The sequence below is a fragment of the Streptomyces sp. NBC_01481 genome (genome assembly GCF_026339995.1).
In the GTDB taxonomy this organism is placed as follows: Bacteria; Actinomycetota; Actinomycetes; order Streptomycetales; family Streptomycetaceae; genus Streptomyces.
Window position 1 is genome coordinate 455,362 of sequence record NZ_JAPEPT010000001.1, and the last position, 23,606, is coordinate 478,967.

Annotated in this window: 29 protein-coding genes and 3 pseudogenes; 16 read left to right on the forward strand and 16 right to left on the reverse strand. The window is 67.5% G+C overall.

Going from position 1 to position 23,606, the window contains the following annotated elements; genetic code table 11:
* The first annotated feature begins 55 nt into the window (after positions 1-55).
* Entirely contained in the window at positions 56-1,480 is a 1,425-nt protein-coding gene (locus OOK40_RS02135; protein ID WP_266476055.1) for a DUF445 domain-containing protein, read from the forward strand.
* 97 nt (positions 1,481-1,577) lie between these two features.
* On the opposite strand, the gene OOK40_RS02140 is transcribed toward OOK40_RS02135, so the two are convergent.
* On the reverse strand, positions 1,578-2,534 hold the full coding sequence (locus tag OOK40_RS02140) for a CHRD domain-containing protein (RefSeq protein WP_266476056.1): 957 nt from the start codon (positions 2,532-2,534) through the stop codon (positions 1,578-1,580).
* Between the two features lie 184 nt (positions 2,535-2,718).
* Between OOK40_RS02140 and OOK40_RS02145 the strand changes: the two genes are divergently transcribed.
* A complete protein-coding gene (locus OOK40_RS02145) occupies positions 2,719-3,210 on the forward strand; it encodes a hypothetical protein (protein ID WP_266476058.1) in 492 nt (163 codons plus the stop codon).
* Between the two features lie 185 nt (positions 3,211-3,395).
* Here the strand turns inward: OOK40_RS02145 and OOK40_RS02150 are convergent, their stop codons facing one another.
* From OOK40_RS02150 to OOK40_RS02160, 3 genes are all read right to left on the reverse strand, one after another.
* Positions 3,396-4,163, reverse strand: coding sequence for an excalibur calcium-binding domain-containing protein (locus tag OOK40_RS02150; RefSeq protein WP_266476060.1), 768 nt, complete (start codon positions 4,161-4,163; stop codon positions 3,396-3,398).
* A gap of 298 nt (positions 4,164-4,461) precedes the next feature.
* Positions 4,462-4,848: an orotidine 5'-phosphate decarboxylase / HUMPS family protein gene (locus OOK40_RS35205; RefSeq protein WP_323136022.1), complete on the reverse strand. Its 387-nt coding sequence runs from the start codon at positions 4,846-4,848 to the stop codon at positions 4,462-4,464.
* A gap of 12 nt (positions 4,849-4,860) precedes the next feature.
* A complete protein-coding gene (locus OOK40_RS02160) occupies positions 4,861-5,808 on the reverse strand; it encodes a hypothetical protein (protein ID WP_266476062.1) in 948 nt (315 codons plus the stop codon).
* A gap of 172 nt (positions 5,809-5,980) precedes the next feature.
* Between OOK40_RS02160 and OOK40_RS02165 the strand changes: the two genes are divergently transcribed.
* Entirely contained in the window at positions 5,981-8,350 is a 2,370-nt protein-coding gene (locus OOK40_RS02165) for an LPXTG cell wall anchor domain-containing protein (protein WP_266476064.1), read from the forward strand.
* A gap of 109 nt (positions 8,351-8,459) precedes the next feature.
* Here the strand turns inward: OOK40_RS02165 and OOK40_RS02170 are convergent, their stop codons facing one another.
* The gene (locus tag OOK40_RS02170) at positions 8,460-9,317 is read right to left on the reverse strand and encodes an SDR family NAD(P)-dependent oxidoreductase (RefSeq protein WP_266476066.1); all 858 of its coding nucleotides are present in this window, start codon (positions 9,315-9,317) and stop codon (positions 8,460-8,462) included.
* Between the two features lie 134 nt (positions 9,318-9,451).
* The gene (locus OOK40_RS02175; protein ID WP_323136023.1) at positions 9,452-11,002 is read right to left on the reverse strand and encodes an NADH:flavin oxidoreductase/NADH oxidase family protein; all 1,551 of its coding nucleotides are present in this window, start codon (positions 11,000-11,002) and stop codon (positions 9,452-9,454) included.
* Between OOK40_RS02175 and OOK40_RS02180 the strand changes: the two genes are divergently transcribed.
* The 4 genes from OOK40_RS02180 to OOK40_RS02195 all read left to right on the forward strand — a co-directional run bounded on the left by OOK40_RS02180 (position 10,893) and on the right by OOK40_RS02195 (position 12,955).
* Positions 10,893-11,585: a TetR/AcrR family transcriptional regulator gene (locus tag OOK40_RS02180; protein WP_266476068.1), complete on the forward strand. Its 693-nt coding sequence runs from the start codon at positions 10,893-10,895 to the stop codon at positions 11,583-11,585. The two genes, OOK40_RS02175 and OOK40_RS02180, sit on opposite strands and share 110 nt — an antisense overlap.
* Positions 11,586-11,751: 166 nt before the next feature.
* A complete protein-coding gene (locus OOK40_RS02185; RefSeq protein WP_266476070.1) occupies positions 11,752-12,114 on the forward strand; it encodes a hypothetical protein in 363 nt (120 codons plus the stop codon).
* Positions 12,060-12,521: a DegT/DnrJ/EryC1/StrS family aminotransferase gene (locus OOK40_RS02190; RefSeq protein WP_266476072.1), complete on the forward strand. Its 462-nt coding sequence runs from the start codon at positions 12,060-12,062 to the stop codon at positions 12,519-12,521. Before OOK40_RS02185 ends, OOK40_RS02190 begins: the two co-directional genes overlap by 55 nt.
* Positions 12,518-12,955: an NUDIX hydrolase gene (locus OOK40_RS02195; RefSeq protein WP_266476074.1), complete on the forward strand. Its 438-nt coding sequence runs from the start codon at positions 12,518-12,520 to the stop codon at positions 12,953-12,955. Before OOK40_RS02190 ends, OOK40_RS02195 begins: the two co-directional genes overlap by 4 nt.
* Positions 12,956-13,019: 64 nt before the next feature.
* On the opposite strand, the gene OOK40_RS02200 is transcribed toward OOK40_RS02195, so the two are convergent.
* Entirely contained in the window at positions 13,020-13,436 is a 417-nt protein-coding gene (locus tag OOK40_RS02200; RefSeq protein WP_266479099.1) for a hypothetical protein, read from the reverse strand.
* Between OOK40_RS02200 and OOK40_RS02205 the strand changes: the two are divergent.
* The 5 genes and pseudogenes from OOK40_RS02205 to OOK40_RS02220 all read left to right on the forward strand — a co-directional run.
* Positions 13,436-13,738: pseudogene (locus OOK40_RS02205) on the forward strand (DUF6879 family protein); the annotation flags it as partial. The gene OOK40_RS02200 and the pseudogene OOK40_RS02205 sit on opposite strands and share 1 nt — an antisense overlap.
* A gap of 12 nt (positions 13,739-13,750) precedes the next feature.
* A complete protein-coding gene (locus OOK40_RS02210; protein WP_266476075.1) occupies positions 13,751-14,464 on the forward strand; it encodes a Scr1 family TA system antitoxin-like transcriptional regulator in 714 nt (237 codons plus the stop codon).
* Positions 14,406-14,537 (forward strand): DUF6879 family protein, encoded by a 132-nt coding sequence (locus OOK40_RS35210; RefSeq protein WP_323136024.1) that lies wholly within the window; start codon positions 14,406-14,408, stop codon positions 14,535-14,537. The genes OOK40_RS02210 and OOK40_RS35210 overlap by 59 nt, the downstream gene beginning before the upstream one ends.
* Positions 14,534-15,379, forward strand: a pseudogene (locus OOK40_RS02215) (helix-turn-helix domain-containing protein); the annotation flags it as partial. The gene OOK40_RS35210 and the pseudogene OOK40_RS02215, both read left to right, overlap by 4 nt.
* Positions 15,380-15,445: 66 nt before the next feature.
* The gene (locus tag OOK40_RS02220; RefSeq protein WP_266478770.1) at positions 15,446-15,913 is read left to right on the forward strand and encodes an NUDIX hydrolase; all 468 of its coding nucleotides are present in this window, start codon (positions 15,446-15,448) and stop codon (positions 15,911-15,913) included.
* 194 nt (positions 15,914-16,107) lie between these two features.
* On the opposite strand, the gene OOK40_RS02225 is transcribed toward OOK40_RS02220, so the two are convergent.
* Together OOK40_RS02225 and OOK40_RS02230 are read right to left on the reverse strand one after the other, a co-directional pair.
* On the reverse strand, positions 16,108-16,362 hold the full coding sequence (locus OOK40_RS02225) for a hypothetical protein (protein ID WP_266476076.1): 255 nt from the start codon (positions 16,360-16,362) through the stop codon (positions 16,108-16,110).
* Between the two features lie 163 nt (positions 16,363-16,525).
* Entirely contained in the window at positions 16,526-17,029 is a 504-nt protein-coding gene (locus tag OOK40_RS02230; RefSeq protein WP_266476077.1) for a DUF4265 domain-containing protein, read from the reverse strand.
* A 101-nt stretch (positions 17,030-17,130) separates the two neighbouring features.
* Between OOK40_RS02230 and OOK40_RS02235 the strand changes: the two genes are divergently transcribed.
* Positions 17,131-17,475 (forward strand): hypothetical protein, encoded by a 345-nt coding sequence (locus tag OOK40_RS02235; protein ID WP_266476078.1) that lies wholly within the window; start codon positions 17,131-17,133, stop codon positions 17,473-17,475.
* On the opposite strand, the pseudogene OOK40_RS02240 reads toward OOK40_RS02235, so the two are convergent.
* The 3 genes and pseudogenes from OOK40_RS02240 to OOK40_RS02250 form a co-directional block, all read right to left on the reverse strand.
* Positions 17,476-17,574 (reverse strand): annotated as a pseudogene (locus tag OOK40_RS02240) (IS5/IS1182 family transposase); the annotation flags it as partial.
* Positions 17,575-17,818: 244 nt separating this feature from the next.
* A complete protein-coding gene (locus OOK40_RS02245) occupies positions 17,819-18,286 on the reverse strand; it encodes an SgcJ/EcaC family oxidoreductase (RefSeq protein WP_266476079.1) in 468 nt (155 codons plus the stop codon).
* Positions 18,283-18,969, reverse strand: a complete 687-nt coding sequence (locus OOK40_RS02250; RefSeq protein WP_266476080.1) for an SgcJ/EcaC family oxidoreductase — start codon at positions 18,967-18,969, stop codon at positions 18,283-18,285. The genes OOK40_RS02245 and OOK40_RS02250 overlap by 4 nt, the downstream gene beginning before the upstream one ends.
* Positions 18,970-19,073: 104 nt before the next feature.
* On the opposite strand from OOK40_RS02250, the gene OOK40_RS02255 reads away from it, so the two are divergent.
* A complete protein-coding gene (locus OOK40_RS02255; protein ID WP_266478773.1) occupies positions 19,074-19,526 on the forward strand; it encodes a MarR family winged helix-turn-helix transcriptional regulator in 453 nt (150 codons plus the stop codon).
* Between the two features lie 207 nt (positions 19,527-19,733).
* Here the strand turns inward: OOK40_RS02255 and OOK40_RS02260 are convergent, their stop codons facing one another.
* Positions 19,734-20,372, reverse strand: coding sequence for a hypothetical protein (locus OOK40_RS02260; RefSeq protein WP_266476081.1), 639 nt, complete (start codon positions 20,370-20,372; stop codon positions 19,734-19,736).
* A 120-nt stretch (positions 20,373-20,492) separates the two neighbouring features.
* Positions 20,493-20,801, reverse strand: coding sequence for a hypothetical protein (locus OOK40_RS02265; RefSeq protein ID WP_266476082.1), 309 nt, complete (start codon positions 20,799-20,801; stop codon positions 20,493-20,495).
* Positions 20,802-20,890: 89 nt separating this feature from the next.
* Here OOK40_RS02265 and OOK40_RS02270 point away from each other — a divergent pair, with 89 nt between their 5' ends.
* A complete protein-coding gene (locus OOK40_RS02270) occupies positions 20,891-21,535 on the forward strand; it encodes a hypothetical protein (protein ID WP_266476083.1) in 645 nt (214 codons plus the stop codon).
* Between the two features lie 181 nt (positions 21,536-21,716).
* Here OOK40_RS02270 and OOK40_RS02275 read toward each other — a convergent pair whose 3' ends face one another.
* Together OOK40_RS02275 and OOK40_RS02280 are read right to left on the reverse strand one after the other, a co-directional pair.
* Complete coding sequence (locus tag OOK40_RS02275; RefSeq protein WP_266476084.1) at positions 21,717-21,914, reverse strand: DUF397 domain-containing protein; 198 nt, start codon at positions 21,912-21,914, stop codon at positions 21,717-21,719.
* Positions 21,911-22,759, reverse strand: a complete 849-nt coding sequence (locus OOK40_RS02280) for a helix-turn-helix transcriptional regulator (protein WP_266476085.1) — start codon at positions 22,757-22,759, stop codon at positions 21,911-21,913. The genes OOK40_RS02275 and OOK40_RS02280 overlap by 4 nt, the downstream gene beginning before the upstream one ends.
* A 180-nt stretch (positions 22,760-22,939) precedes the next feature.
* On the opposite strand from OOK40_RS02280, the gene OOK40_RS02285 reads away from it, so the two are divergent.
* Positions 22,940-23,602, forward strand: coding sequence for an ATP-binding protein (locus OOK40_RS02285; RefSeq protein ID WP_266476086.1), 663 nt, complete (start codon positions 22,940-22,942; stop codon positions 23,600-23,602).
* Positions 23,603-23,606: the final 4 nt, after the last annotated feature.

Sequence of the window (23,606 nt, forward strand, 5' to 3'; positions counted from 1 at the left end):
TGCGTCCCGGGAGTACCTGAGGTAGGGACATTGCGTACGGGGCGCGCGCGGACGGGTGGAGCGTATGGAACGCACAGAGCCGGAACGTACAGATCCGGAACGTACGGAACCGAAGGCGATAGAAGGCGGCGAGCCCGGCCAGGATCGGCCCGGCCAGGACCGGCCCGGCCAGGACCGGCCCGGCGGGGGCCGCCCCCGCCCCCGCACGCCGCTCCCCTCCTTCGCGTACACCGCTGCCGACGCGGAGAAGATGCGCGGCGTGCGCCGGATGAAGACGACGGCGACCGGGGCGCTCGTGTTCGTCGCGCTGATCTTCGCCCTCGCCACCTGGGCGAAGAACTCCGGCGCGGGTCCCTGGGCCGGTTACGTCGCCGCCGCGGCCGAGGCGGGCATGGTCGGCGCACTGGCCGACTGGTTCGCGGTCACCGCGCTCTTCCGGTATCCGCTGGGCCTGCCCATCCCGCACACCGCGATCATCCCGAACAAGAAGGATCAGCTGGGAACCACGCTGGGATCCTTCGTCGGCGAGAACTTCCTCTCCGCCGGCGTCGTACGGGAGCGCCTGCACGCGCTCGGCATCGGGCGCCGCTTCGGAGCCTGGCTGGCCGAGCCCGCCCACGCCGACCGGGTCACCGCCGAGCTGTCCACCGCACTGCGCGGTGCGCTCACCGTGCTGCGCGACTCCGACGTCCAGGCCGTCGTCAGCGAGGCGATCACCCGCCGCGCCGACAGCGCGGAGGTCGCCCCCGGCATCGGCAAGACCCTGGAGAAGGTCGTCGCCGACGGCGCCCACCACCGCGCCGTCGACCTGATCTGCGCCCGCGCCCACGACTGGCTGGTCCTCCACTCGGACTCGGTGATGGACGCGGTCGAGGGCGGGGCGCCGGGCTGGACCCCGCGTTTCGTGGACCGGAAGGTCGGCGAGCGGGTCTACAAGGAACTGCTGCGCTTCGTCACGGAGATGCGGGACATGCCCGCACACCCCGCCCGCGGCGCGATCGACCGCTTCCTGACCGACTTCGCAGCCGATCTCCAGTCGGACACGGACACCCGGGCGCGGGTGGAGCGGATGAAGTCGGATCTGCTGTCGCGTTCGGAGGTGCAGGACGTGATCGCGTCGGCGTGGTCCTCCGTACGCACCATGATCATCTCGGCGGCCGAGGACGACCGCAGCGAGCTGCGGCTGCGCGCCCGCGCCTCGCTGCTGTCGCTGGGCGCGCGGCTCGCGACGGACGGCCGCCTGCAGTCGAAGCTGGACGGCTGGATGGAGGACGCGGCCGTGTATGTGGTGACCACGTACCGCGCCGAGATCACCTCGCTGATCTCGGACACCGTCGCCGGCTGGGACGCGGAGCACACCTCGCGCAAGATCGAGGCGCACATCGGCCGCGACCTGCAGTTCATCCGGATCAACGGCACGGTGGTCGGCGCGCTGGCCGGGCTGCTGATCTACACCGTGGCTCACGCGCTGGGCGCGTGACCGATCCCTGCCGTACGGCCACGCGCCCAGCGACCTGGGGGAGGTGCTGAGGAGTACGTACGGCAGGGCGCGCGCGTTCAGCGCGGGCAGCGGCGGCTCAGTGGAAGAGCTGCCCGCGCAGCGCACCGTCGGGGAACTCGGAGGTGTGGATGTTGGAGTAGTAGTTGCCGGGGTCGGCGCGGACGCGCTTCACGACATCGGGGTTCTGGCCCTCGATCTTCCCGGAGACGGCGAAGATCCCGTCGGGCACGGGCCGGTTGAAGAAGTCGAAGACGACGTCACCGTTCTTGCCGAAGGCACCCTTGTGGATATGGCCCTTGGCGGGGGCCTTGATGTTGACCCAGGCCAGCGAGTAGCCGACGGACGTGCCCTTGGGCTGCAGGAAGGTGATGGCGTGCCCGTCCGGGTCGCCCACCTTGGAGGCGTCGTTCTTCGGGACTTCCTGGTCGCCGTTGGACAGGGCCCGCAGCTTGCCGCCCTTGATGATGTCGAGCGGGTTGATGTTCTTGTGCAGCGGCTTCAGCTGCCCTCGTACGGCTCCGCCCGGGAACTCGGCGCTGTGCAGGTTGACGTAGAACCCGGCCGGGTTGTGACGGATGCTGTCGGCCAGCTTGGCGTCGGTCAGAGCGACTTGCCCGGCCGCCGAGTTCACGGAGTCGGGCATCGCGGTGGTGAAGAGGGGAACCTTCACGGCGCCGTTCTTCCCGGTGGCGCCTTCGTGGATGTGCCCGAGGCTCGGAGTGAACCCCTTCCACCGCAGGGCGAAGGTGACGCGGTCACCCTTCACCTTGACGAGGGCAACGGCCTTGCCGTCGGGGTCGTTCACGGCGGGGCCGCCCTGGACGGGCACCTCGTTGGCGCCGGAGAGCTGGGCGGCGAAGGTGAGGGCACGTCCGCTGGAGTGCTTGGTGAAGGAGCCGGCACTGCCGCCGCCGGCGTTGCTGCTGGAGCCGCCGTCGTGGCCGCCATGTCCGCCGTGCGCGACCGCCGGAGTAACACCGGCAACACCAAGCACAATTGCGGCTGCGGTAACAGCGAGATAACGCTTCTGCATTGTTTTCGTCCTCCCGTTGGACCCGGCACCTTCTTGGGCCGGTCGCGATGAAGTACGCACCTCCCGTGGGCCTTGTTCAACGGAAAACTTCTTTTAATTCGTTTGAACCGCCGGTCAGTTGCCGCCGTACAACCCGGCGTAGGCATCACCCACTCACACCCACACACCAACCGGGGGAACAACCATGCGCACCACGCGACCCAAAGCCCTGCTTGCGGCACCGCTCGTCGCGGCGGCACTGCTGACCCTGGCGGCCTGCGGCGGCTCCACCGACTCGTCCGACGACGGCGGCACGAAGCCCGCGGCCAAGCCCGCGAAGACCGTCTCGGTCAAGACGGCGGACTCGGATCTCGGCAAGATCCTGGTCGACGATTCGGGCCGTACGCTGTACGGATTCACCAAGGACAAGCCCGGCGCCAGCAAGTGCGACGCCGACTGCATCGCGGTCTGGCCCGCGCTCACATCATCTAAGGACGTCAAGGCCGGGTCGGGTACGGACGCCGCCCTGCTGAAGGAGACGAAGCTCGGCGAGGGCGCGGAACAGGCCGTGTACGGGGACTGGCCGCTGTACTACTACGTGGGCGACGTGACGCCCGGTGACGTGAACGGGCAGGGCCTGGACGGCGAGTGGTTCGTGATCGCGGCGGACGGGAAGCTGGTCAAGAAGGCGGCATGAAGTTCTTACGGTTTGAGGAATTCACGCGTCCTTCATAAAGGGGTCTCTCGCCCTTATCGATTTCTGATCCTCAAGCTCTGTGCTTGCCCCACCGATAACCCTGCGGCGGCCGTGTCCACTCCCCGGCCGCCGCAGTCGTGTTGCTCTGCCAGCTCTGCTGGAATGTCACTCGCTCACTCACTCGCTCACTCGCAGCCGACGCCGTCACCGTCGCGGTCGAGGTGCCGCCCGTACCCGGGCTCCCCGGCATGGATGGGCGCGGCGCCTGCGGCGCGTACGGCGGCACAGTTGTCGTAGTACGTACTCCCGCCGCCACCGCCGGTGCTGCCCCCGGTGCTCCCTCCGGTGGAACCGCCGCTTCCCCCGCTGCCCCCGCTCCAGGACTCACAGCCGACCCCGTCCCCGTCCCGGTCGAGGTGCGGCCCGTAGCCCGGCTCTCCTTCGTGAAGGGGATCGGCGCCGGCAGCCCGTACGGCATCGCAATTGGCGTACGAGACCGCGGGCTTCGCGGGCTTGGGTGTCGGCGTCGGCGTTGGCGTGGGCTTCGCCACGGTGATCCGCACGACGGCGGTTCCGGTCAGGCTCTGCCCGGCCACGTCGACGCGGTAGGTGAACTCGTCGTCGCCGCCGTAGCCGGGACCGGAGGTGTACGTGATGGTGGTCCCGTCGACCACGGCGGTCCCGTGCGCGGGCGCGGCGTCCACAGAGACGGTGAACTGCCCAGCGGTCAGGGCGGTTTCAACGTTCCCGGTCGTGCCGTCCTTGAGGGTGACGCTGTCGTTGCCCAGCACCTTCACCTCGATCGCCTTCCCCGCGTCGGCGCTCTCCTGATCGTCGACGAGACCGAGAGCCGCCTGCACGGACGGCGTGGGAGCCGCGGAGGTGGTCGTGGCGGCGAGGGGTTTCGCGGCCCCCTGGCTGTCGCCCCCGCATCCCGCGACCCCCAGGGCCATGACAGCCGCTCCGGCGGCTAACGCGAAGCGCCTGTCTGCGCCTGTACTACCTATCCCTGACATGTGTCCCCCAAGGCGTACGGATCAGAACCGAGGGTGCTGAGCATGACATTCCGGTTCAGTCGGCCGAGGCGATTGCGGAATCTCGTATCGCGCTTGTGATGAAGATGTGCTTACGTCGGTCAGAACTGGCCGCGAAACACGCCTACTCGATCAGTCGCGTACGAAGAACGCTACGAATCGCTCAGCGGGAGGCAGTCCCGCACCGCGCGCCCGGACCGGGCCTCGGCGATCGCAGTTACGCGGAGCACATCGACCGCTGGCGGGTTCGGGCCGGTCGGAGACCGAGGTTGGCGTGGACAAGCCGCAGCGCGGCTACGGGATCTGCGGCGCGGGTGACCGTGCGACCCACGACGACATGTGACGCACCAGCGGCGATGGCAGCACGCGGCATGCCGGGCCGGGCGTGCTCGGTCGGCGATTCTCCGGGAAGCGTGACCCCCGGCGTGACGATCAGGGCGCGGGGACCGAGCACCTTACGCAACGGCCCGGCCTCCTGCCGCTGGAGAGCATGTGGCCCCAGCCCACCATGATGCGGTTCCCAGCGGGCTTCACCCCGCGGCTGAGCGCTGAACAGTTCGCCGAGATCCAGGACGCGTGGGACGACGCCTGACGTCCAGGCCACGGGTCCGGCTCGTCAGCTTTCCTTGTACCAGCTCAGCCGCTCCCGCAGCACCCCGCTCTCACCCTCCTCGGCCATCACCGCAGCGGCATACAACTCCGCCATGGGAGCTGCGATGTTGCCGTCCCGCACACCGGGCTGCGTCATGTACGGCTGGCCCGCCCACGTGCTGTCATGCTCCTCCGGGTCCATATAGGCCCACGCCGCCTCCCGCACCCGTCGCGCCACCTCGCCCACGTACCAGGCAGCGCCCTGAAGGAACAGCCCCGGCTCCGCCGCTTCGAACCGCTCTCCGGAAGAGAACCGCTCCTTGGCCAGGCGTTCCAGCACATCGAGCGAGGACGCGGAGTAGTCCCATGTCTCTTCCGGCAGCCCGGTCTCCTGAACCCACGCGGAAAACGCCCGCTCCCGTTCGGCGAGCCAACCGGCCAGCCATGGATGCTCCGGCACGTCCGGCTCCGGGTCCACCCCCGGCGTGTGCTCCTTCACCGGCTCCCAGTCCGGCCGCTCCTTGCGGAGCCCGTCCACGGCTTCACCCAGCCGCCGGGCGGCTGCCGTGAGCTCGTGGCCGGTCCGGCTGCTCAGCGCCTCACCGATCAGCAGCACCGGCGCCACCGGCGGGAGCCCGAGCGCCGCATCCGGCACGACCACCGGATGTCCTTCCACGTCACCGGCCGGCTCCGTGTCCCAGCCCCAGCCGCCGCCCGCCACCGTCAGCAGCACCTCACCGAGATACGCCATGGCGTCGTTCACGAACCCGCTGCCCAGGTCCTCCGAGCCCTCTGCGGCGTAGTGGCGCAGCAGGGCCGCCTCCACGTGCGCCAGGGACTCCACGCCGAAATCCAGCCGCACGTCATCGGGAAGATGCTCTTCCCGGAGCCGGTCGATCGCGTCCGGGACATGGTCGATCCACACGATGAGGTCCGGCACTCCGCCGGTACGCACAGTCTCTCCTCGGGTCATGCCCACGACTCTAGGGCCAGGCTCCGACAGTGAACACGCAGGCGAGACACGCCAGTTGCGCCTCCAATGTTTTGATCAACCTCCTGCATCACGCCTAGGGTGTGTCATGGCAGCGTCATGACGGGGGCTATGAGCGCTGCCCTTACTCGTCCCTGCCCCCCAGGGAACCCACTTGAGTTATCTCACGCGTATCCGAACACGCTTCGGCGTGCGCGCGGCGATGATCGCCGTCAGCGCCGGACTGCTCGTCGGCGGACTGCCTCTGCTGGACGCCCAGGAAGCCGCCGCCGCGCCCCGGAACCGCTGCGACCAGAAGTACGGCACCCCGAACACCGCGCCGCCGGCCACCAGCCTGCCCGGCGGCAACAACCGGGACGCCACCCCGAGCGCCGAGCAGTACGTCTACGACTACGACAACCCTTCCCTCGGCTACGACGGGCTCCAGCTCCCTGCCAGCCAGCGGGAGCTTGCGGCCTACGGCAAGGACCCCAAGAAGTGGCCCAACGACCGCCACAAGCAGATCTACGCGCGCTGGAACCGCAACCAGGCCAACACTGATGCGTCCAAGCGGTGGCCGAAGGCCGACTTCGGCGGATGGCTGGAGGCGACCATCCGCCTCGAAGGCAACGGCAAGCGCGGCGCCGGCTTCGAGCGCCAGGTCACCACGCACTACAAGCTCGGTGGCCCGGAGTGGCTGTGCCAGGGCTCGCTGAAGGCGCTCGACAAGAAGCTGTACAACGAGCTGAAGGCAGAACTCGGGGACAAGTTCCCGAACAAGGACCGCCGGTTCGACGCGATCAACCGGCAGACCAAGACCATCTACGAGTTCAAGGCGGGAGGGAGGTTCGACTACAAGGAGATACACGTCGACAAGGCCCTCGCCCGCCGGGGCTGGAAGGTCGTCTACATCTTCGGTGAGGAGCCCGACGACCTCACCAAGCGGAAGCTCGCCGAGGTCGACGCAGACGGCAAGGGTAAGATCAGCCGCTACAAGCACGCCGCGACACCCAGCCCGAAGTACAACAACAACACCGGCTACAACAAGCCCGCCGGCCAGATGAACCCGGGCTGCCAGACCACCGGCACGGTCACCCTCGCGGCCCGCGCGGGCGGCATCTGCTCCAGCAACGGCGCCGCGGACCGCATGGTCAACGGCTCCCCCAAGAACCAGGACCAGGCCCGGCGCATCGCCCAGGCCGAGCGCGGAGGCGCGAACGGCTCCCAGCGCATGCGCGGCCCTGGCGGCGTCGACTTCTCCACCCTGGAGCTGCGCTACGTCGGCACCCCGGTCAAGGGCAAGGGCCTGGACTACTCCTACAAGGCCGGGATCAGCCCCGACCCGGACGAGAACCCCTCCTTCGGCGGTAAGGAGAAGGCCCAGCTCGTCTCGGACTCCTTCTTCACGTGGATGGCGCTCACCCCGGAGAAGTTCTGGGTGAACCTCAACCCGGACCAGCCGGACAAGATCATGGACGCCAAGTTCGGCAGGACCGACGCCGGCAGGGTCCTGCTGGAAGCCGACCTTCGGATGAAGCACGACTTCTACGGGGCGATGGACCCCAAGACCGATCTCGGCAAGCGGTTCTGGGACTCGCTGGCCCGCCGGAACGGAGCCCCGTGTCTGCACGGGATGCGCAACTGGATCGAGCCCGAGCCCGCCCAGGTGCGTGAGCAGGACGGCGGCATCTACATCCTCGACGCGCCGATGAAGCTCAACTCCGTTCCGCAGGAGACCAACACCCCCGGCCCGGGCGGCAAGGGCTGTGACCTGACCAAGGCGGAGATCGACCACAACCAGCGCGTGGTCGAGACGATGATCGTTCCCGAGGTCAAGAAGCAGATCAACAGCGCTCCTCAGTACGCCGACCTGCGCCGCGTCTACACCTCCCGGGTGGCGGCAGAGTGGATCCGGCAGCAGGACGCAAAGAAGCCGACCGACTTCCACAAGATCATCAACAGCAACGACGTGACCAGCTGGCCCCTGCGCGGCGAGAACAAGAACTGGGACCGGAACGACGTCTTCCAGAAGTACGTGAAGATCTTCAAGGAAGGCGAGTTCAAGTACAACCTGGAGTACGGCGGCGAGGTCTACGTCTACAGCGTCGGCGGTGTGGACTTCTCCAAGGCTCCCAAGAAGAACATCACTAAGGTCCGCTTCGACGTCGAGAACCCGCGCCTGCCGCAGATCACCGACCGCTCGAAGATCGCCCCGCGTGACTACCGCGACACCGGGACGCAGTTCCTGGGCGGCAACACCGACGTCAAGCCGTCCGGCGACCCCAAGCCGGACCCGACACCGACGCCGACCGGAACCGGCAAGCCGGACCCCTCGTCCACGCCGACGGACCCGTCCAGCCCGGCCCCGTCCACCCCGGCACCGACCGGCGGCAGCAACACCACCCCGCCCAAGGACGACGATGACGGCGGCCTCGCCGACACCGGCGCCCAGGTCGGCCTGATCGCCGGAATCGCCGCAGCCCTCCTCGCGGCCGGTGGCGGTCTGGTGTGGTGGAAGCGCCGCAGGCAGACCGCACAGCACTGACCTGACGCTGTCACCCGGCACAGACACTTCGGCCCCTGTACCCGCTCATCGCAGCGGGCGCGGGGGCCGACGTGTTCATGAGGCGTGTTTCCACAATTGACCAGGCAGGTCAACTGGCTGCCCTGTGTGCGATTTCTTCTTCCGTGGCCCGCCACACGGCATCGCGCTCGTCCGCGTCCTGGAGGTACCTGCTCGGCACGGCCCTCTTGAGGCGCCGCTGATAAAGACCCGAAGGGTGTTCGCCGGCGGCCAAGTTGACGACGTCTCGGGCCGCTTGGGCCACAGAGCTTCCGATGAGGTAGCTCGAGAGCATGAACGCGCTGCGCGTAAGGAAAGGCAACGGAGCGGTCAATCCGGTTCCGCGCACCGGCCCAGGGCCGTACACGTAACTGCGGATGCCCTTTTCGCCGTAGCGTTCCTGGAAGTCGATTCCCAAGTAGTCGTTGGCGATCGAGATGGTCTCGATGGCCTTCATGCTCGAGTATCTGACCTCGCCGTGGAGGTTGGTCCGGTCCAGTTGCTTGGTGACCGAACCGCCTCCTGAAACCGCGATGATCCGCGCGTCCCGGCCCTCCAGGACCGGGAGAAAGAGATTGTTGAGGTAAAAGCGGGCAAGGTACTGCGTGGCATACGTGAGCTCCGCGCCTTCGGCAGTGAGCGTGCGCCGTACGGCCGTGCCTCCGGCAGAGTGCACCAGGATGTCGAGAGCCTCGTAGCGTTCCATGTACGCTTCGGCGAACTCCCGCGTGCTACTCATCAAAGACAGGTCCGCTGTCAGGACGTCGACCGTGGAACCGGTCTCACGCCGGATCCTGTCCGCCGCCTCGGAGGCCACTCTCTCGCGACGTCCCGTTATGACGATGTCTGCCCCGAGGCGGGCAAGTTCCATGGCCGCGTATTCACCAATTCCGGCCGAGCCTCCCGTGATGAGAACACGCTTGCCGCTCAGCGTCGTTTCGTTGGTCATGCCTGTTGTCCCTCTTGGATTTCGTTCTGCCTGGCTTTGAAGGAAGCTGCGGCCGGATCTGACCGGCCGCCGCTGGTCCACGGTTCAGGGTCCGGCTCCACCTGCGGGCAGTGCCCGTTGACGGAGTGGCGCGGTCAGCCATGTGGCCGACGTCGTCGCTTCCGTGGGCCCGAAAAGGTCATGCCAAGCCTGGGCGCCAGAATGTCGCGCATGGTGACAAACGTGGCGATGAGCAAAGCGGCGGCGGTGCCTCGCTTCGGCCTGACATCTTTACCGCGGCCGAGGCGGGCCAATTGCTGCTGGTGCCAGGCACTGTCGAGGAACGCATCGACAGCCTTGCGGCCCGTGTTCCGCGGCCGGGCCGAGCTTCGTTCAGCGCTGCCGGCCAGCAGATCACGGGGGAAGCCGGGGTCGTGGGTTATCGGCCGGGCGAGACCGACGACGTCCACCGCGCCACCGGTCAGTGCGTCAATCATGACCTGGCGGGTCCTGAAACCGCCGGTCAGCATCATGGGTACGGTCACGTCCCTGGAGAACCGTTCGGCGAACTCCATGAAGTAGGCCTCGCGTTGACGGGTCGACTCGCGCGGCGAGGTTCCCGCGAACATGGCGGTGTTTTCGTAGGTGCCCCCCGAGATTTCGATGAGGTCGACACCTTCCGCCTCCAGGGCCTTGGCCACGGCCAGGGAGTCATCGGGCTCGAATCCACCGCGCTGGAAGTCGGCGGAATTGAGCTTGACGGCGACCATGAAATCGTCGGGGGTCACCGTCTTGACAGCCCGGAACACCTCGATCAGCAGCCGCATACGGTTCTCCAGCGAGCCACCCCACCGGTCGGTGCGCCGGTTGCTCAGCGGGGACAAGAACTGGTTGAGGAGGTAGCCGTGGGCGGCGTGCAGCTGAACTCCGTGGAAGCCGGCGGCCGCGGCGACCTCGGCGGCGCGGGCGAACCGGCCGATGATGTCCGCGATCTCCTCTTCCCGCAGGGCGCGTGGGGGACGGAAGAGGCGATCGGCACCCGTGGACAGGGGAACGGAGGAGGGTGCCACGACGTCCTGCCGACGTCCCGGCAGTGTGTTGCCGCGCATGCTCTGCCTGCCGGGATGCGAGAGCTGCAGGATGAAGCGGGCCGGCGTACCGGCGGTCACGGCCGACCAGCGACGAAGCGCGTCGATGTGGCGGTCGTCCTCGATCACGACATTGCGCGGCGCCTCGAGCGACGAGCCGTCGACCATGACGTTGCCGCTGATCACCAGGCCGACGCCGGACGCCGCCATGGCCCGGTATGCCTGGATGAGCTGTGCGGTGGGGGCACCGAACCTGTCGGCCAGGTGCTCGCTGGTCGCCGCCTTGGCGAGTCGATTGGGCAAGGTGAGGCCGCAGCCCAGGGTGAGGGCTGACGACAGCGCGGCCTGGCCCGCATGCGGCGAAGGTGACATGAGCTCGCAGATGCCTCTCTGAGAAACGCCGCCGTGCGGCGTATCTGGACAACGCACATGGACGTCGTACAGGGAATTCCTGTACAAGGTACATGGACACCGTACAGGTGAACCTGTACAAGGTACAGTCATCGGCATGGTGAAGAAGCGGGACACTGCTGAGGCGCGTGAGCGGCTGAGTCGGGACGCCATCGTGACGGGCGCCATCGCTCTGGCTGACGCCGAGGGCCTGGGGGCGGTCACCATCCGGCGGCTCGCTCAAGCTCACAGCGTGACGCCCATGGCGCTGTACTGGCACTTCAAGGACAAGGACCAGCTGCTCGACGGAATCGCCGAGCGACTGTTCAGCGAGGTTCAGTTCCCGCCCGCCGACTCCGCGCCCTGGGACGATCAGCTTCGGGCACTGCTCATGGCGCTGGTCGCGGCACTGCGACCCCACCCTGCGGTTGCCTCGCTTGCCCGCGCCTCCGTCCTGTCCTGCGAGCCCGGACTGGCAGTCGCGGAGCACACTCTCTCGCTGCTGCGCCAGGCAGGCTTCGATGCGGACAAGTCCGCAGAAATCGGCGGCTTCCTGCTCACCGCCGTAGTGACGCTGGTGTCCGACGAGCCGGGCTTGGCGTACGGAGCCGACGCCGAAGCCCGCGAAGACGCCATGCGCGTCAAGCGAGCCTCCCTCAGCGCTCTGTCACCTCGCCGCCACCCCAACGTGGTCGCTTCCGCGGAAGCTCTGGCGGCGTGCACGGGCCCGGAGGCCAACCATGAGCTGGGCATCGACATGCTGGTGACCGGCATCGTGTGCATGGCGGAAGGGCGCGTCACCAGCCGCTGAGTGCCCGTTGCGGGCGTCAGTAGAGGAGGGGCGGCGGACCACTCGATCCGTCACTCGACCCCGTTATCCGGGCAGATGCCTGTCTCACCAGCGATTCCGCATCGTGGGGACCGCAGATCAGATTCACTCGATCGAGCAAGCTGTCTCTTCCCGGAGGTGCCGTTCGATGACCGAGCTGACCGACGCGACGAAGACGCCGGGGAGCCTCGACCCCTCAGGCTTCGAGGATCTGTTCAGCCGGGTAGTCGACGGCGACCAGGTCGACTTCGTACGGCCCTTGGAGGACTCGGGCCGCCTCGTCTGGGTCGCGTATGACAGCGGGAATCCGCTCGGAACCCTCACCGGGTCGGTGGATGCCGAGGGTGTTTCGTGGCGGCTGTCGACCACCCACGAGCATCACCGGATCCTCGACGATGCCGTGCGGGCCCTGCGTCGGCCGGCCTCATGGCCGCGTGAGCGGGCTCAGGTCGCCCGGTGGGCCCGCCCGACGCCTGCCTCGCCGGCCGCGAGGAGACCGCCGCCTATCTGACCAACGAACTCAGCCAGATACCTGGGCTGGAGGTCACCCCCATGCCCGAGGGGGTGAAGTCGTCCTGGTACGCGTTGACGGCCAGCTACCAGCCCGACCAGCTCGGCGGCCTGCCCATCGACCGGTTCCACGAGGCCCTCCTAGCGGAAGGTGCGACCGAGTTCGACCTGCCCGGCTCCACTCGCCCCCTGAACCAACTCCCGCTCTACCAGCACCCCTCCCACCTCTTCCCCGGCTACCCGGACACCCGCAGCCGCTACCGGCCTGGCGACTTCCCCGTCGCCGAGAAGGCGCACACGCACACGATCAAGCTGCCTGTCTGGCACCGTGAACAGGATCTGGAACTGGCCGAGCAGTACGTCAGCGCGGCCAGGAAGGTCAGCGAACACCACAAGGAGCTTCTGTGACCGTGACCTCCGACCTCGCCCGAACCCTGGCAGAGGAGGCCGAAGCCGAAGGCATCACCACCTTCGTGGCCGCGGCCGTCGTCACCGACGCCGACCGCATCCTCCTGGTCCGCCGCCAGCCGGACGACTTCATGGGCGGCCTGTGGGAGATCCCCTCCGGGCACGTGGACGCCGGGGAGACCATCCTGGACGCGGCCCGCCGCGAGACACGGGAGGAGACCGGCCTGACCGTCTCCTCCGTGGACCGCTACCTCGGGCACTTCGACTACGAGAACAGCCGCGGCACCACCACCCGCCAGTTCAACTTCGCCGTCACCGTCGCCGAGACCGGGCCGGTCATCCTGACCGAACACGACCTGCATCAGTGGGCGGCCCCGACCGGTGACCTGCCAGGCGTCACCGACGGCGTACGGAAGATCCTGGCCAGCGCGTAGGAACCACGGCGCCCCCTCCCGTTCGGCCCGCCCCTCCCAGAGACGGGGGGCGGGCCGTCTGGGGTCATCCAGGCGGCGGCCCGGCTGTCGGTAGGACCGCGAGGGTGCCCTGCCGGGCGAGCTCGGCCCGCAGACGCTGGTTGTCGAGGGTGAGGCCCTGCACGCGCTGGGCGAGGGCGTCGACGGAACGGCGAAGAGCGGTGATCTCCTCGTGGCGTGCGCGTCGAGCCTCACGGACTTCGCCCTGCAATTCCCTGATCTGCTCCCGCAGGGTCACCGGGATGTCCGGGTCACCGCTGCGTTCGTCAACGCGCTGGCGGAAGGCTTGCAGCACGTCACCGGCGCGGTAGGCGGTCGCCCGGCTGACTTGGGCCTCGCGGGCCAGGGCGGCGACCGTCAGGCTGCCGTCGCTGCGCTGTGAGCAGCCGGCCAGGAGTCGCTGGGCGGCCTGGTCAAGGGCTGTCTGGGCCGCCGGGGTCACGCATCATCTCGGAGCCTGTCAGCGAATACATCCGGTGGGAGCACTACGTCACGACTGCCAATGTCACGGCAGGTGAGCAAGTGCGCTGGTTGCCACGTCGGCTGGCCACAGACATTGCTCTTCCAGGGAATGACTTCTGGCTCTTCGACGGCGCTCTGTTGCGGGTCCACCACTTCGACGGCGACGGCGCCGTGGTGGAAGACGAACTCACCGACGCCCCAGCCCTGCTGAAGCTCTGTGCCGCCGCGTTCGAAACCGTGTGGGATCGCGCGACCACGCACGATCAGTACCCGATCCGATAGCCCCTCCGACAGGTGACTGAGTCCGCGTCGTCCAGCGTGCAAGCCGCACGAGCCGAGCTCGCCGAGCGTCTGCGGGAGGTACGGCTGGACGCCGGCATCACAAAGCGGGAACTGGCAGCTCGGTGCGGATGGCACGAGTCGAAGTCGTCGCGCATCGAGAGTGCCAAGACGCCACCGTCGGATGCGGACATCAGGTTGTGGTGCGTCGCTTGTGGAGCCGAAGCGCAGGCTCCCGACCTCGTTGCGGCGAACCGGCAGGCCGACTCCATGTACGTCCAGTGGAGGCGGCTCCAGCGCACCGGGCTCAAGAGGCTGCAGCAGGCAAACCTTCCGCTGTACAAGCGGACCAAGCACTTCAAGGTCTACTGCTCCAACGTGGTGCCCGGCTTCCTGCAGACGCCCGGCTACGCCACGGCGCTGCTGCGGGCCATCTCTACGTTCCGTGGCATCCCGGACGACGTGGCCGAAGCAGTAGTCGCGCGTATGGACCGCTCACGAATCGTGCGAGAAGGGGACCACCGCTTCGCAATAGTCATCGAAGAGACGGTTCTGCGCTATCGCATCGGGGACGCCGGAGTCATGGCCGGCCAACTGGGCTCATTGCTCTCCGCGATGGATCTGCCGTCCGTGTCGCAGTTGGAACCACTTCGCCGGCGACGGGTCGTCCATGGGCGGGGAGATCAGCGAAGCCCCTTCGGCTGCGAAACTGTGTGCCGAGGCCTTTGAGGCAGTGTGGTCGCGCGCGATCCCACACGACCAATACAAGATCCCCGAGCAGGAAGGAACGGCTTGCCCGTGACCTTTTCCCCGTCGTCGTCCGCGCAGTCTGTCCGTGAATCGGTCGCCCGATGGTTGCGCGACTTACGTGAGGCGTCAGGACTGACGGTTTCCGAGCTGGCCGACCGATGTGGCTGGCACCTCGCCAAGACGTCCCGCATCGAGAATGCCCGCACCGCACCCTCAGCCAAGGACATCCACCTGTGGTGCCGTGCGTGCGGTGACGCCGACCAGGCGGACGAACTCATCGCCAAGTCCCTCAACACAGACTCGACGTATAGCGAATGGCGCCACCAGGTGGGCAGCGGGCTGAAGCAACTCCAGGACAGCTGGGTGGAGTTCTTTCACCACACACAGCTGTTCCGCATCTACTCGTCGACGCTGGTGCCCGGCCTCCTGCAGACCGAGGGCTACGCAACCGCGCTGCTCAGCACCATTGCCGATGTCCGCGATATCCCCAACGACGGGGCTGAAGCGGCGGCTGCGAGAGTCGAGCGCTCCCGTGTCATCCATGAGCAGGGACGCCGCTTCGTTCTCCTCGTTGAGGAGGCCGCTTTGTACTACCAGCTCGGCGATGGGGACGTGATGGCCGAGCAGCTGGATTACCTCCTCACGGCCGGCGCTCTGCCGTCTGTGTCGCTCGGCGTGATCCCGATGGCCACCCCGCAGCGTCGGCTCTGGCCGCAGGAGACGTTCAACATGTACGACGACACCCTCGTATCGGTGGAGCTGCTGTCGGCGCAGGTGGACATCACGCAGCCGAGTGAGATCGCCTTGTACCTGAGGGCTTTCGAGGAACTGCGTGCCATGGCCGTGCACGGGTCCGAGGCGCGAGCCCTGATCACCAAAGCCATCGACGCATTGAACGGACCCCGGCCAGCCTGGGCCGGTGCACGGCCCTGGACGCCCCACCAGGAGGGACGGCCGCACATGGGCAGGATTGAGTACTACAACGACCCCGACGCCCCCAAGGCCAACACCCTCATTCCCGCCAGCAACTTGCTCGTCGTCAATGACAGCGGCGCCATCTTGCTCCAGCGCCGCCGCGACACCGGCCAGTGGGCGCTGCCCGGCGGCGCCCAGGACATCGGCGAAACCGCCGCACAGTGCGCGGTGCGCGAATGTCTGGAAGAGACCGGCATCGTCGCCGAGATCACGGGCTTTCTCGGGGTCTACACCAACCCCCACCACATCGTCGCCTACACCGACGGCGAGATCCGCCAGCAGTACGAGACCACGTACATCGGCCGCCCGATCGGCGGCGAGCCCACCATCAACGACGAAGCCGACGGCGTCCGCTTCGTCCAGCCCGCCGATCTCGACCGGTACGACATCCACCCCAGCATGCGCCAGCAGATCGGCGACTACCTCGCGGGCACCTACCCCTACCTCGGCTGAGGCGCCTGCGCCGCCTCCACCCGTTCCACAGCGCGCTCGACGCAAGCCACTCGCAGCGGCGGCGGGGCATGACCGGAAGCGCCAACTCACTGACCTACGGGTTCATCCCCGAGAAGGCGAGGAGTGGCTGAAGTCGGCCGTCGCCGCCATGGCAAAGGGCAGATTCAAGCCAAGGGGCGTGACGGAGGCGTACCTCAAACCTCGTTGAAGCCACGCGACGCGTCGTAGATGTCGGCCTCGAAGACGACCACGAAGAAGCTCGTCACGACGTAGTGGACCGTTACGCGGTCTTCCCAAGCCGCGCGCGTCACAGCGTCGTTCGTGTAGGCAAGGTGGCTGTCGGCGCCTTCAGGATCAGCTGCGATCCTGTCGACGAGACGCCGGAACTTCTCCCGATCTGCGGCTGGCATGTAGTCGCGGAACCGCACAACCTGCTCGGTGAACTGCACGCGTCTCTTCATCGAGGCAGGATTATATGGACACGGCGAAGTGCCCTGCCGGGAATATCGGCCGGGGCCGACTCGCCTACAGGTAGCTCAGGCGGCGATCTCCAACTGAGCGCGTTTTGTCTGTACTTCGATGAGCGCCTTCTCAAGTACGCCGACACTTGGACTAGGCGTCGCGCCATGCGTCGGTGGCACAACCGACCTCGAAGTGCCACCACCCGTCCTCCCGGCCACGGACCAGCAACGCCTTGATCCGACCAAGGTCTGCATCGGAGGGCACGGTGAAGGCGACCAAGGGAAGCTCCTCGCTGAAAACCTCACCGCCCAGCCCAAATGGAGACAACCGCTCGTGCACAGCCTGAGCGCTTCGCCCCAGCGGACCGGAGGGAACAGGCAGGACCCGGATGGTGCAGTTACCCGATGCCTCCACTCGCTCCTTCGCCCAGTGGAGGCCGTCGGCGTCCGTCACGAACCGCACGATTTCACCCTCGGCTACCCCGTCCTGCAAGAAGGGGACGTTCTCCACGCGGGCGGTATCACTGCTCAGCTGCGTGGCCCACAGTCCCTCAGTGTCATAGGGAAGCCAGCCTTCACGCGGCACCAACCGGTACCACACCTTGATCCGGTCGCTCTCGGCGGCGACGGACTCGGACGGAGTCAAAGAGGTCACGGCCCAAATGATCGCGCACCCACCTTCCCTTCCCGCATCGAACGCCGGTGCGTCTGCCCTTAGGTTCTGTCCGGCGGATCATGGCGTCGTAGGCTCCAGCCATGCACTGCACCCTGACGGAGCACGCCCGGTGTCTCTACGGAGACGAGTACCGACCCACGCCGGAGTGCGGCCTCGAACACCAGGAGCACTACTTCGTCGAGGAGTTGACGTTCGCTGACGCGGATTCCGTCCTTGCCATGCTGCGCGAGCTCTGCCCACACGTGGCTGATGGCCGACTACCGGTATGGGTTCGGAACCTGGCCTATCAGCTGGTGCTCTTGCAACGGCCGGACGAGCCGGCGCTGATGCGAGAGGCTGCCGAGAACTTGTGGATGCACGGCCCGGACTGGGACGACATCGCAGCCGACCTGGCGAAGCGGGCCGCCGCCCTGGAGGCGGGCTGATCATGGCCTGAGCCACAGACGGATCGAGGCCACGGTGACGGTGCCGCTGAAGACGTAGGCGCGCTCGTCCTACCGCGTTGCCATGGCCCGGGAATGCTTGCGGTTCCGGACCGTGGGGCGGGGCGATCCGGAAAGCGGTGGCGGCGTTGTTGACGAGCAGGTGGACGCGTTGGTTCGCGAGTACGTCGGCGACCTGCTGTCGGCCGACGGCGGTCGCGAGGTCCGCTGCCAAGTGTTCCTGGTCCGGGCCGAGTTCGTCTTGCCTCGGCCGGTCGCCCTCCTCTGCGGCCTTGCGTCGGCCATGACCGTAGTCCTCCTGCTCGATGGGTGTGCGCGGTGCAGTTCACTGCGCAGCAGGCCTGGTCGCGGGCTGGAGCCTGAACGAGAAGGCCTCCATCAGGCGCTTGCGCTGGGTCTTCTGGACGGCGGCGATCTGCCAGCGGCCGTCCTCCCCACGGACGACGGTGTACGTCGCGAGTTTGCCGAGCCTCGTCGGCCGGCCCTTGTGCACGTCGCCGCGGGTGATGACAACGGCGGTGTCACGGCCGTAGAAGCGGATGTCGATGATCTCGACGGTCAGCCGGGTTCCCTTCAGGAAGCTGTCGAACAGGGCTTGGTGGGCGCGGCCGATGTCCTGGCCGCCGTGGTACACCGTGCCGGCGAAGGTCACATCGGTGGCGTCCGCGGTGAACTGTTCGCCGTAGGCGGTTCCGTCGCCGCGGTTCCAGGCGGCGCAGCTTTGATCGAGGAGCGCACGGATCGCGCTGAGGTCGGGGCCGCGCCCGTGGTCCGCGGGGGTGTTCGTGGTCACTTCTCGGCCTCCGGCTTGGTCTCGGGGGAGTACAGGAACGAGATCCGCTCCATGACGCGCTGGCGCTGGGTGTTGTGGAAAGCGGCGATGCGCCACTGGTGGTCGGCCTGGCGGATCAGTGTGTAGGTCTGGGTCTTGGTCAGGTCGGCCGGCTTCTTGCGTGCGCCGGTGTAGGTGTCGCCGCGACTGGTGACCACGGCGGTGTCGGGGCCGTAGAAGCGGATGCCGAGGAACGAGTCGGCGAGCTTGGTGTCCTTGAGGAACCCGCCGAACAGGGCGCGGTGGCCCTCCGTGATGTCGCGCCGTCCCTGGTAGTGGGTGCCGACGTAGCTGGTGTACGTGGCGTCCGGGGTGAAGTGCTCGCCGTACGCGGTTGCGTCGCCCTTGGCCCATGAGTCGGTCAGCGAGCGCAGCGTGCCGCAGACGGCCCGGTGGTCCTCGGCGGTCGGTGTCCCGGCCGCCGTGGCGGTGACGACGGGTGTGAGTGCGGTGCAGTCGCTCACCCCGAGGTTCTGCACGTCGGCCGTGGCGTCGAGCCACAGGTATCCGGCGCCGGCGGCCGCGACCAGTGTCAGTGCGGTGGCGCCCAGGACGATCTTGACGCGGCGGCGGCGGCGGCGAGGCGTGCGGGACGGGGCCGGTTCGGCGGTCGGATCGGCCGGCATGGTGCTGATGGCAGTCACGGTTCCCCCTTCGTGATAACTTCTCCGGAGAAGTTACTTCTTTAAAGAAGTCTCTTCCTTGAGGAAGAGATTAGGAAGTGGAGGGGCCCGTGTCAACACCAGCCATGCGACCCGACGCGAGCCAGATCTACCGCCAGTACCTGAGCGCGGTGATGCTGCACGGCCACGCGAGCGCGAGAGCCTGTGACCTCGGCGCCACCGACCTGTACGCGCTGAACATCCTGCAGCTGGAGGGGGCGATGACCCCCGGTGAACTAGGCGCTCGCACCGGCCTGACAACCGGGCCGACCACCCGCCTGATCGACCGACTGGAGCGGGCGGGCTACGTCCGCCGAGCGCCCGATCCAGACGACCGGCGCAAGGTCATCGTCGAGCCGGTCGGCCGGCCTGCCGCCCTCGACGACGTTATGGCCCCGGCTCGGCAGAAGATCGGCGAGATCCTCGGCGGGTACTCGCCCGAGCAACTCGACGCCCTTTTCGACTACTTCGCCCGCGCCGCCCAGGCATACCGGGAAGCGGCCGAGCAACTGCGCGCCAACGGCACCGCGGACAGCTGAACCCCCGCGCCCTGGGTGGTGCGGTCGATCTGCCCGGCCCCCGGAGTCGTACTCGACGGCGATGGCACGCGGTGAACTCGCCCTCCGCGTAGGCGCGACGGCACGGGTCTCCTGCCGTCCCCAGTGGCCCGATCACGCAGCCTGGGGCCGGGTGTTCGGTCCAGATTCGGCCCGCCGGTCAGATGAGTGTCCGACGAGTCCGTCGCCCTACGGCTTCGACGGTACGACCGGCGCGGGCAGGTCCAAGGCGCGGGCGAGCGCGACGGTGAGTGAGGTGGCGTGATTGGGCAGGTGCTGTGCGGCCCAATCAGCAGCCAGTCCGAGGAAGTCGGCCAGGTCGCGCTCCGCGCCGGCGAGCAGGTGGCGCAGTTCGGCGGCGGGCAGCTCGATCACCGGGCTGTCGTCCCGCTCGGCGTCGACGGTCAATCGGACCGAGTCGCCGAGGCGCTCGGCGAGCGGGGTGGGGTCATGGCCGAAGTAGCCTCCGCCGTCGCCGTCGAGGACCTCAAGCCAGTCGTGCCGCTCCTCCAGGCCGTTGCAACAGCCGGGCAGCAAGGTGATGCCGGTGGCGGTGTCGGTAACCCGCAGGCCTCCGGGTGAGAGGACGTCGTCCATGGTGAGCAGTCCGTGCAGGAAAGCCCCGAGCGGATCGGCGGGCCGCGGCGGGCTGTCGTCCTCGGGATCGACGTTGTTGTAGTCGGCGATGCGCATGACCGCCGTGCCCACCTCGGCCGGACTGAGCGCGCCACTGAGCGGCAGGAAGCCGTACGCCTCGAACTCGGCCACGGGCCAGAGGGCGAAGCCGTCGGGGCGGTAGATCTCCAGGACAGGCTGCACAACGATCACCTGGCGAGTCTGCCGTATGCCTCAGCCGCACGGCCCTCCAATTACCGTGCACGGAGGGGCAAAACCTCAGGCCGCTGTCCTGCGACGCCTGAGCGGCAGACGCCTCACGTGGCTAACCCGTCAGGGTGCTGGGACGAGACCTCCGAACACAGCTCGGTCAAAAAGCCGGTGGTGCCACTCGTTGGCGTTCTCAACCGGCTGGGTCGTCAGCACCGGGTTCGGGCCCGTCTCTATGAGGTGCATCAAAGTCCAGGCGACGCCGAAGCAGTCGTCGGGACCGAAGCAGTCGACCAGCGCCCTCGCCTCCTCGGCCGTCACCGGTTTGGAGATCGCGTGCAGCTGCGCCACACGCCTGTCGATCTCCTCTTCACTGGCGTCCCAGTCGGGGAGCGGCCCGTCCTCGACGAAGGCTTGAACTTCAAGTCTCATCCTCGAATGATCGGCGGCTGTGGCTTGCCTGGGCAAGGTGGGTGGCGGCGGCGTGGGCGCCGGGCGGATGAGGCCATAACGTCTTTGGGGTGAGCAGCTTCAATACGCACTTGAGACGGGTCTACGACGAAAGCCTCCCGACCCGCGGTCGACATACGAATTTGCGGTCGTGCCTCGTTCACTTCGCGCCTTACGGCTTCCGGGCCACGTATCACCACCTCTGCCTCAGCGCGGGGATCCCCAAGGATCTGGAGAAGGATCCGAGCTCACTCATACGCGCGGTCGAGGAGTTGCACGACGCCCGGCAGCTCTGGCTCGCTGACGAGCGTGCCTATGCCGACAGGCGCCGAGCAGACAAAGCGCGTGGCTGTCGGCAGGTGAAGCCTGACGAGTCATGGCGCGGCTGGCAGCGGGGTTGGGGGAACATTGCCTACTGTCCTGATCCGACTATCCATCCCGACGAGCCGTTGCGAGTGGTGGTCGAGCGGGTGCTCCGCTCGTCGGTCCCGCCCGATGAAGCTCCTCTGGCCTGCCGAGCGTGCGGAAACCGGGGCGAAATTGGCGTCTGGTACGACGGCGCCTTCTGGATCCATCGGCTCTGCGGGAATTGCGGAGTCAGCCTGGCGGTGCAGCGGGCGGGCGATCGCGACCCGCTGTTGGCGGCCGACCGCGACCGAGAGTGGAAAGAGATCTGGAGGCAGGGCAACGAGTCACCTCGCAGTTATCCGAGTTGAGCTCCGGCACGAGGATCGGCTCGCAGTGGGTGACAACCTGCGCCCGGAGGAGCGCGAAGGACGCGCGACCGTGCAAGACGGGCAGAGCCGTTCCTGGCCGCATGGCAGGTGGCCGCCTCTGCGCTCCTCCCGCCCCTGTCCCTTCGCTGAGGGCGGCAGCGCGGAATGCCTGGGCACTCTTCTACTTGAGCAGCTCCTGCCGCACGGCGGCGACGAAGTGTGACCAGGCGTCGCACCCGAGACCGAGCCGCGGGCCGTACGGAACCTTGGAGTCCCGCACCGCGACGTCCACGGCGGACGCGGCGACCTCGACGCACTCGCCACCAGTGCCGTTGCTGTAACTGCTCTTGGTCCATGTGAGGTCTGAGGGCCGGGTCATCGGGAGTGTTCCTCCAGCGTCTTCCGGATCAGTGCGGCCGATCTCAGGGGGCTCAACGCCAGAGCCCGAAGGTGATCGAACGCCTTCGTGTAGAGGTGCACGTCCGTGGGCTCTTCGAGGTAGACCGAGTCGGTCAGCCCTTCTCGATAGACCACGTCGGGGTCCTCCTGTTCGGGGAAGCCGAGGATCATGTAGGTCCCTGTTACCGGATACGCGCCGGCGTCGAAGGGGAGTACCTGAACGGTCACATTCCTCAACCTCGCCGCTTTCAGCATACGTTCGAGCTGTGCGGCCATCACCTGGCGGCTGCCGATCAGATGCATGAGCGCACTCTGGTGGATCACCGTCCAAAGATCCGGTGGGCTCGCTTTGACCAGTAGCTCCTGCCGCCTCATGCGTACGTCGACCAGGCGTTGGATCTCCTCATCGGTCTGTTCCGCGGACACTCGGCACAGTTCGGTTGCGTACTCGGGAGTCTGCAGCAGCCCCGGGATGAACTCCCCTTGGTAGCTACGGAGAGTTGAAGCCGCCTGTTCCAGGCCCACGTATACGGAGAACCAAACGGGGACGGCATCTCCCTGAGCGTGCCACCACCCTTTCGTCTTCGACTCCTTGGCCAAGAACTTGAGGAGCTCGCGGAGTTCGTCCGAGGTCCCGTAGAAACGACACAGAGCATCCACATCGGACGGCTGGACGCGCCCCTGTCCGGTCTCCATGCGGTTGACCTTGGAGCTGCTCCAGTCCAGCTCCTGGCCCACGTGAACGCAGGTGAAGCCGTGGTCCTCGCGGAGCTTCCTGAGCTCGATCGCCAACCGACGGCGGCGAGCGGTGGGAGAGCCTGCCATGCCAACTCCTTGTGCTGTAGCGGATGTTCCATCCCATCGGAAGTACCGCGAAAGGCCAATCACCCGATGGAGGGAATCCCTTCGTGCACGTTGCACGAAGGGAATCGCATTGGGAACCTCTTACTGGGAGTGACTACTGGTCACGCAGTGCACGAGGAATCGTCAGGGAGGCGGATCGACATGATCTATGGCCAGGATTGCGTCAAGCGGAAGCCCTGGGAGATTGCGTTCGCGGCCGATCCGGCCGAACTGTCAGGTTTACGAAGGGTGTTGAGACTGCATCTGACCCTGTGGGGTCTGCCGGACCTGGTCGAGGCGGCTCAGATCTGCGTCACCGAACTGGCGTCGAACGTCATCAAGCACGTGGGAGCCGGCACGCCGACCAGGCTGGCCGTTTCGATGAGCGGTACGTACCTCCGCATCGAACTGCACGACCCGGACACGCGCGCGCTGCCCACCTTGCTCAGCGCGGGGGACGAGGCCGAGTCGGGCCGTGGCATGACGCTCGTCGACTCGGTCACCGACCGGTGGGGAGTCGTCCTCCGGGCAGACTCCAAGTTCGTCTGGTGCGAGTTGGCCACGAAGCTGACCGGCCCGAACGGGCACACCGACAGTCCCCGAGTGTCGCATGCCGAGGAGTACCTCACGCTCTACGGCACGGCCCGCAATCCGCGGCGGTCAGGATCGGGTCGCCTGAGCGTGGCCGTGGCAGAGGAGGCGGCGATCGACCTGATCGCCGACCTCCTCCACTGGCTCCGGGCTCATGGGTGCGACCCGGATGAGGCGCTGGATCGGGCTCAGGTGCACTTTGAGGCGGAGGAGCTGAGCATCACCGATCCGTGACCCA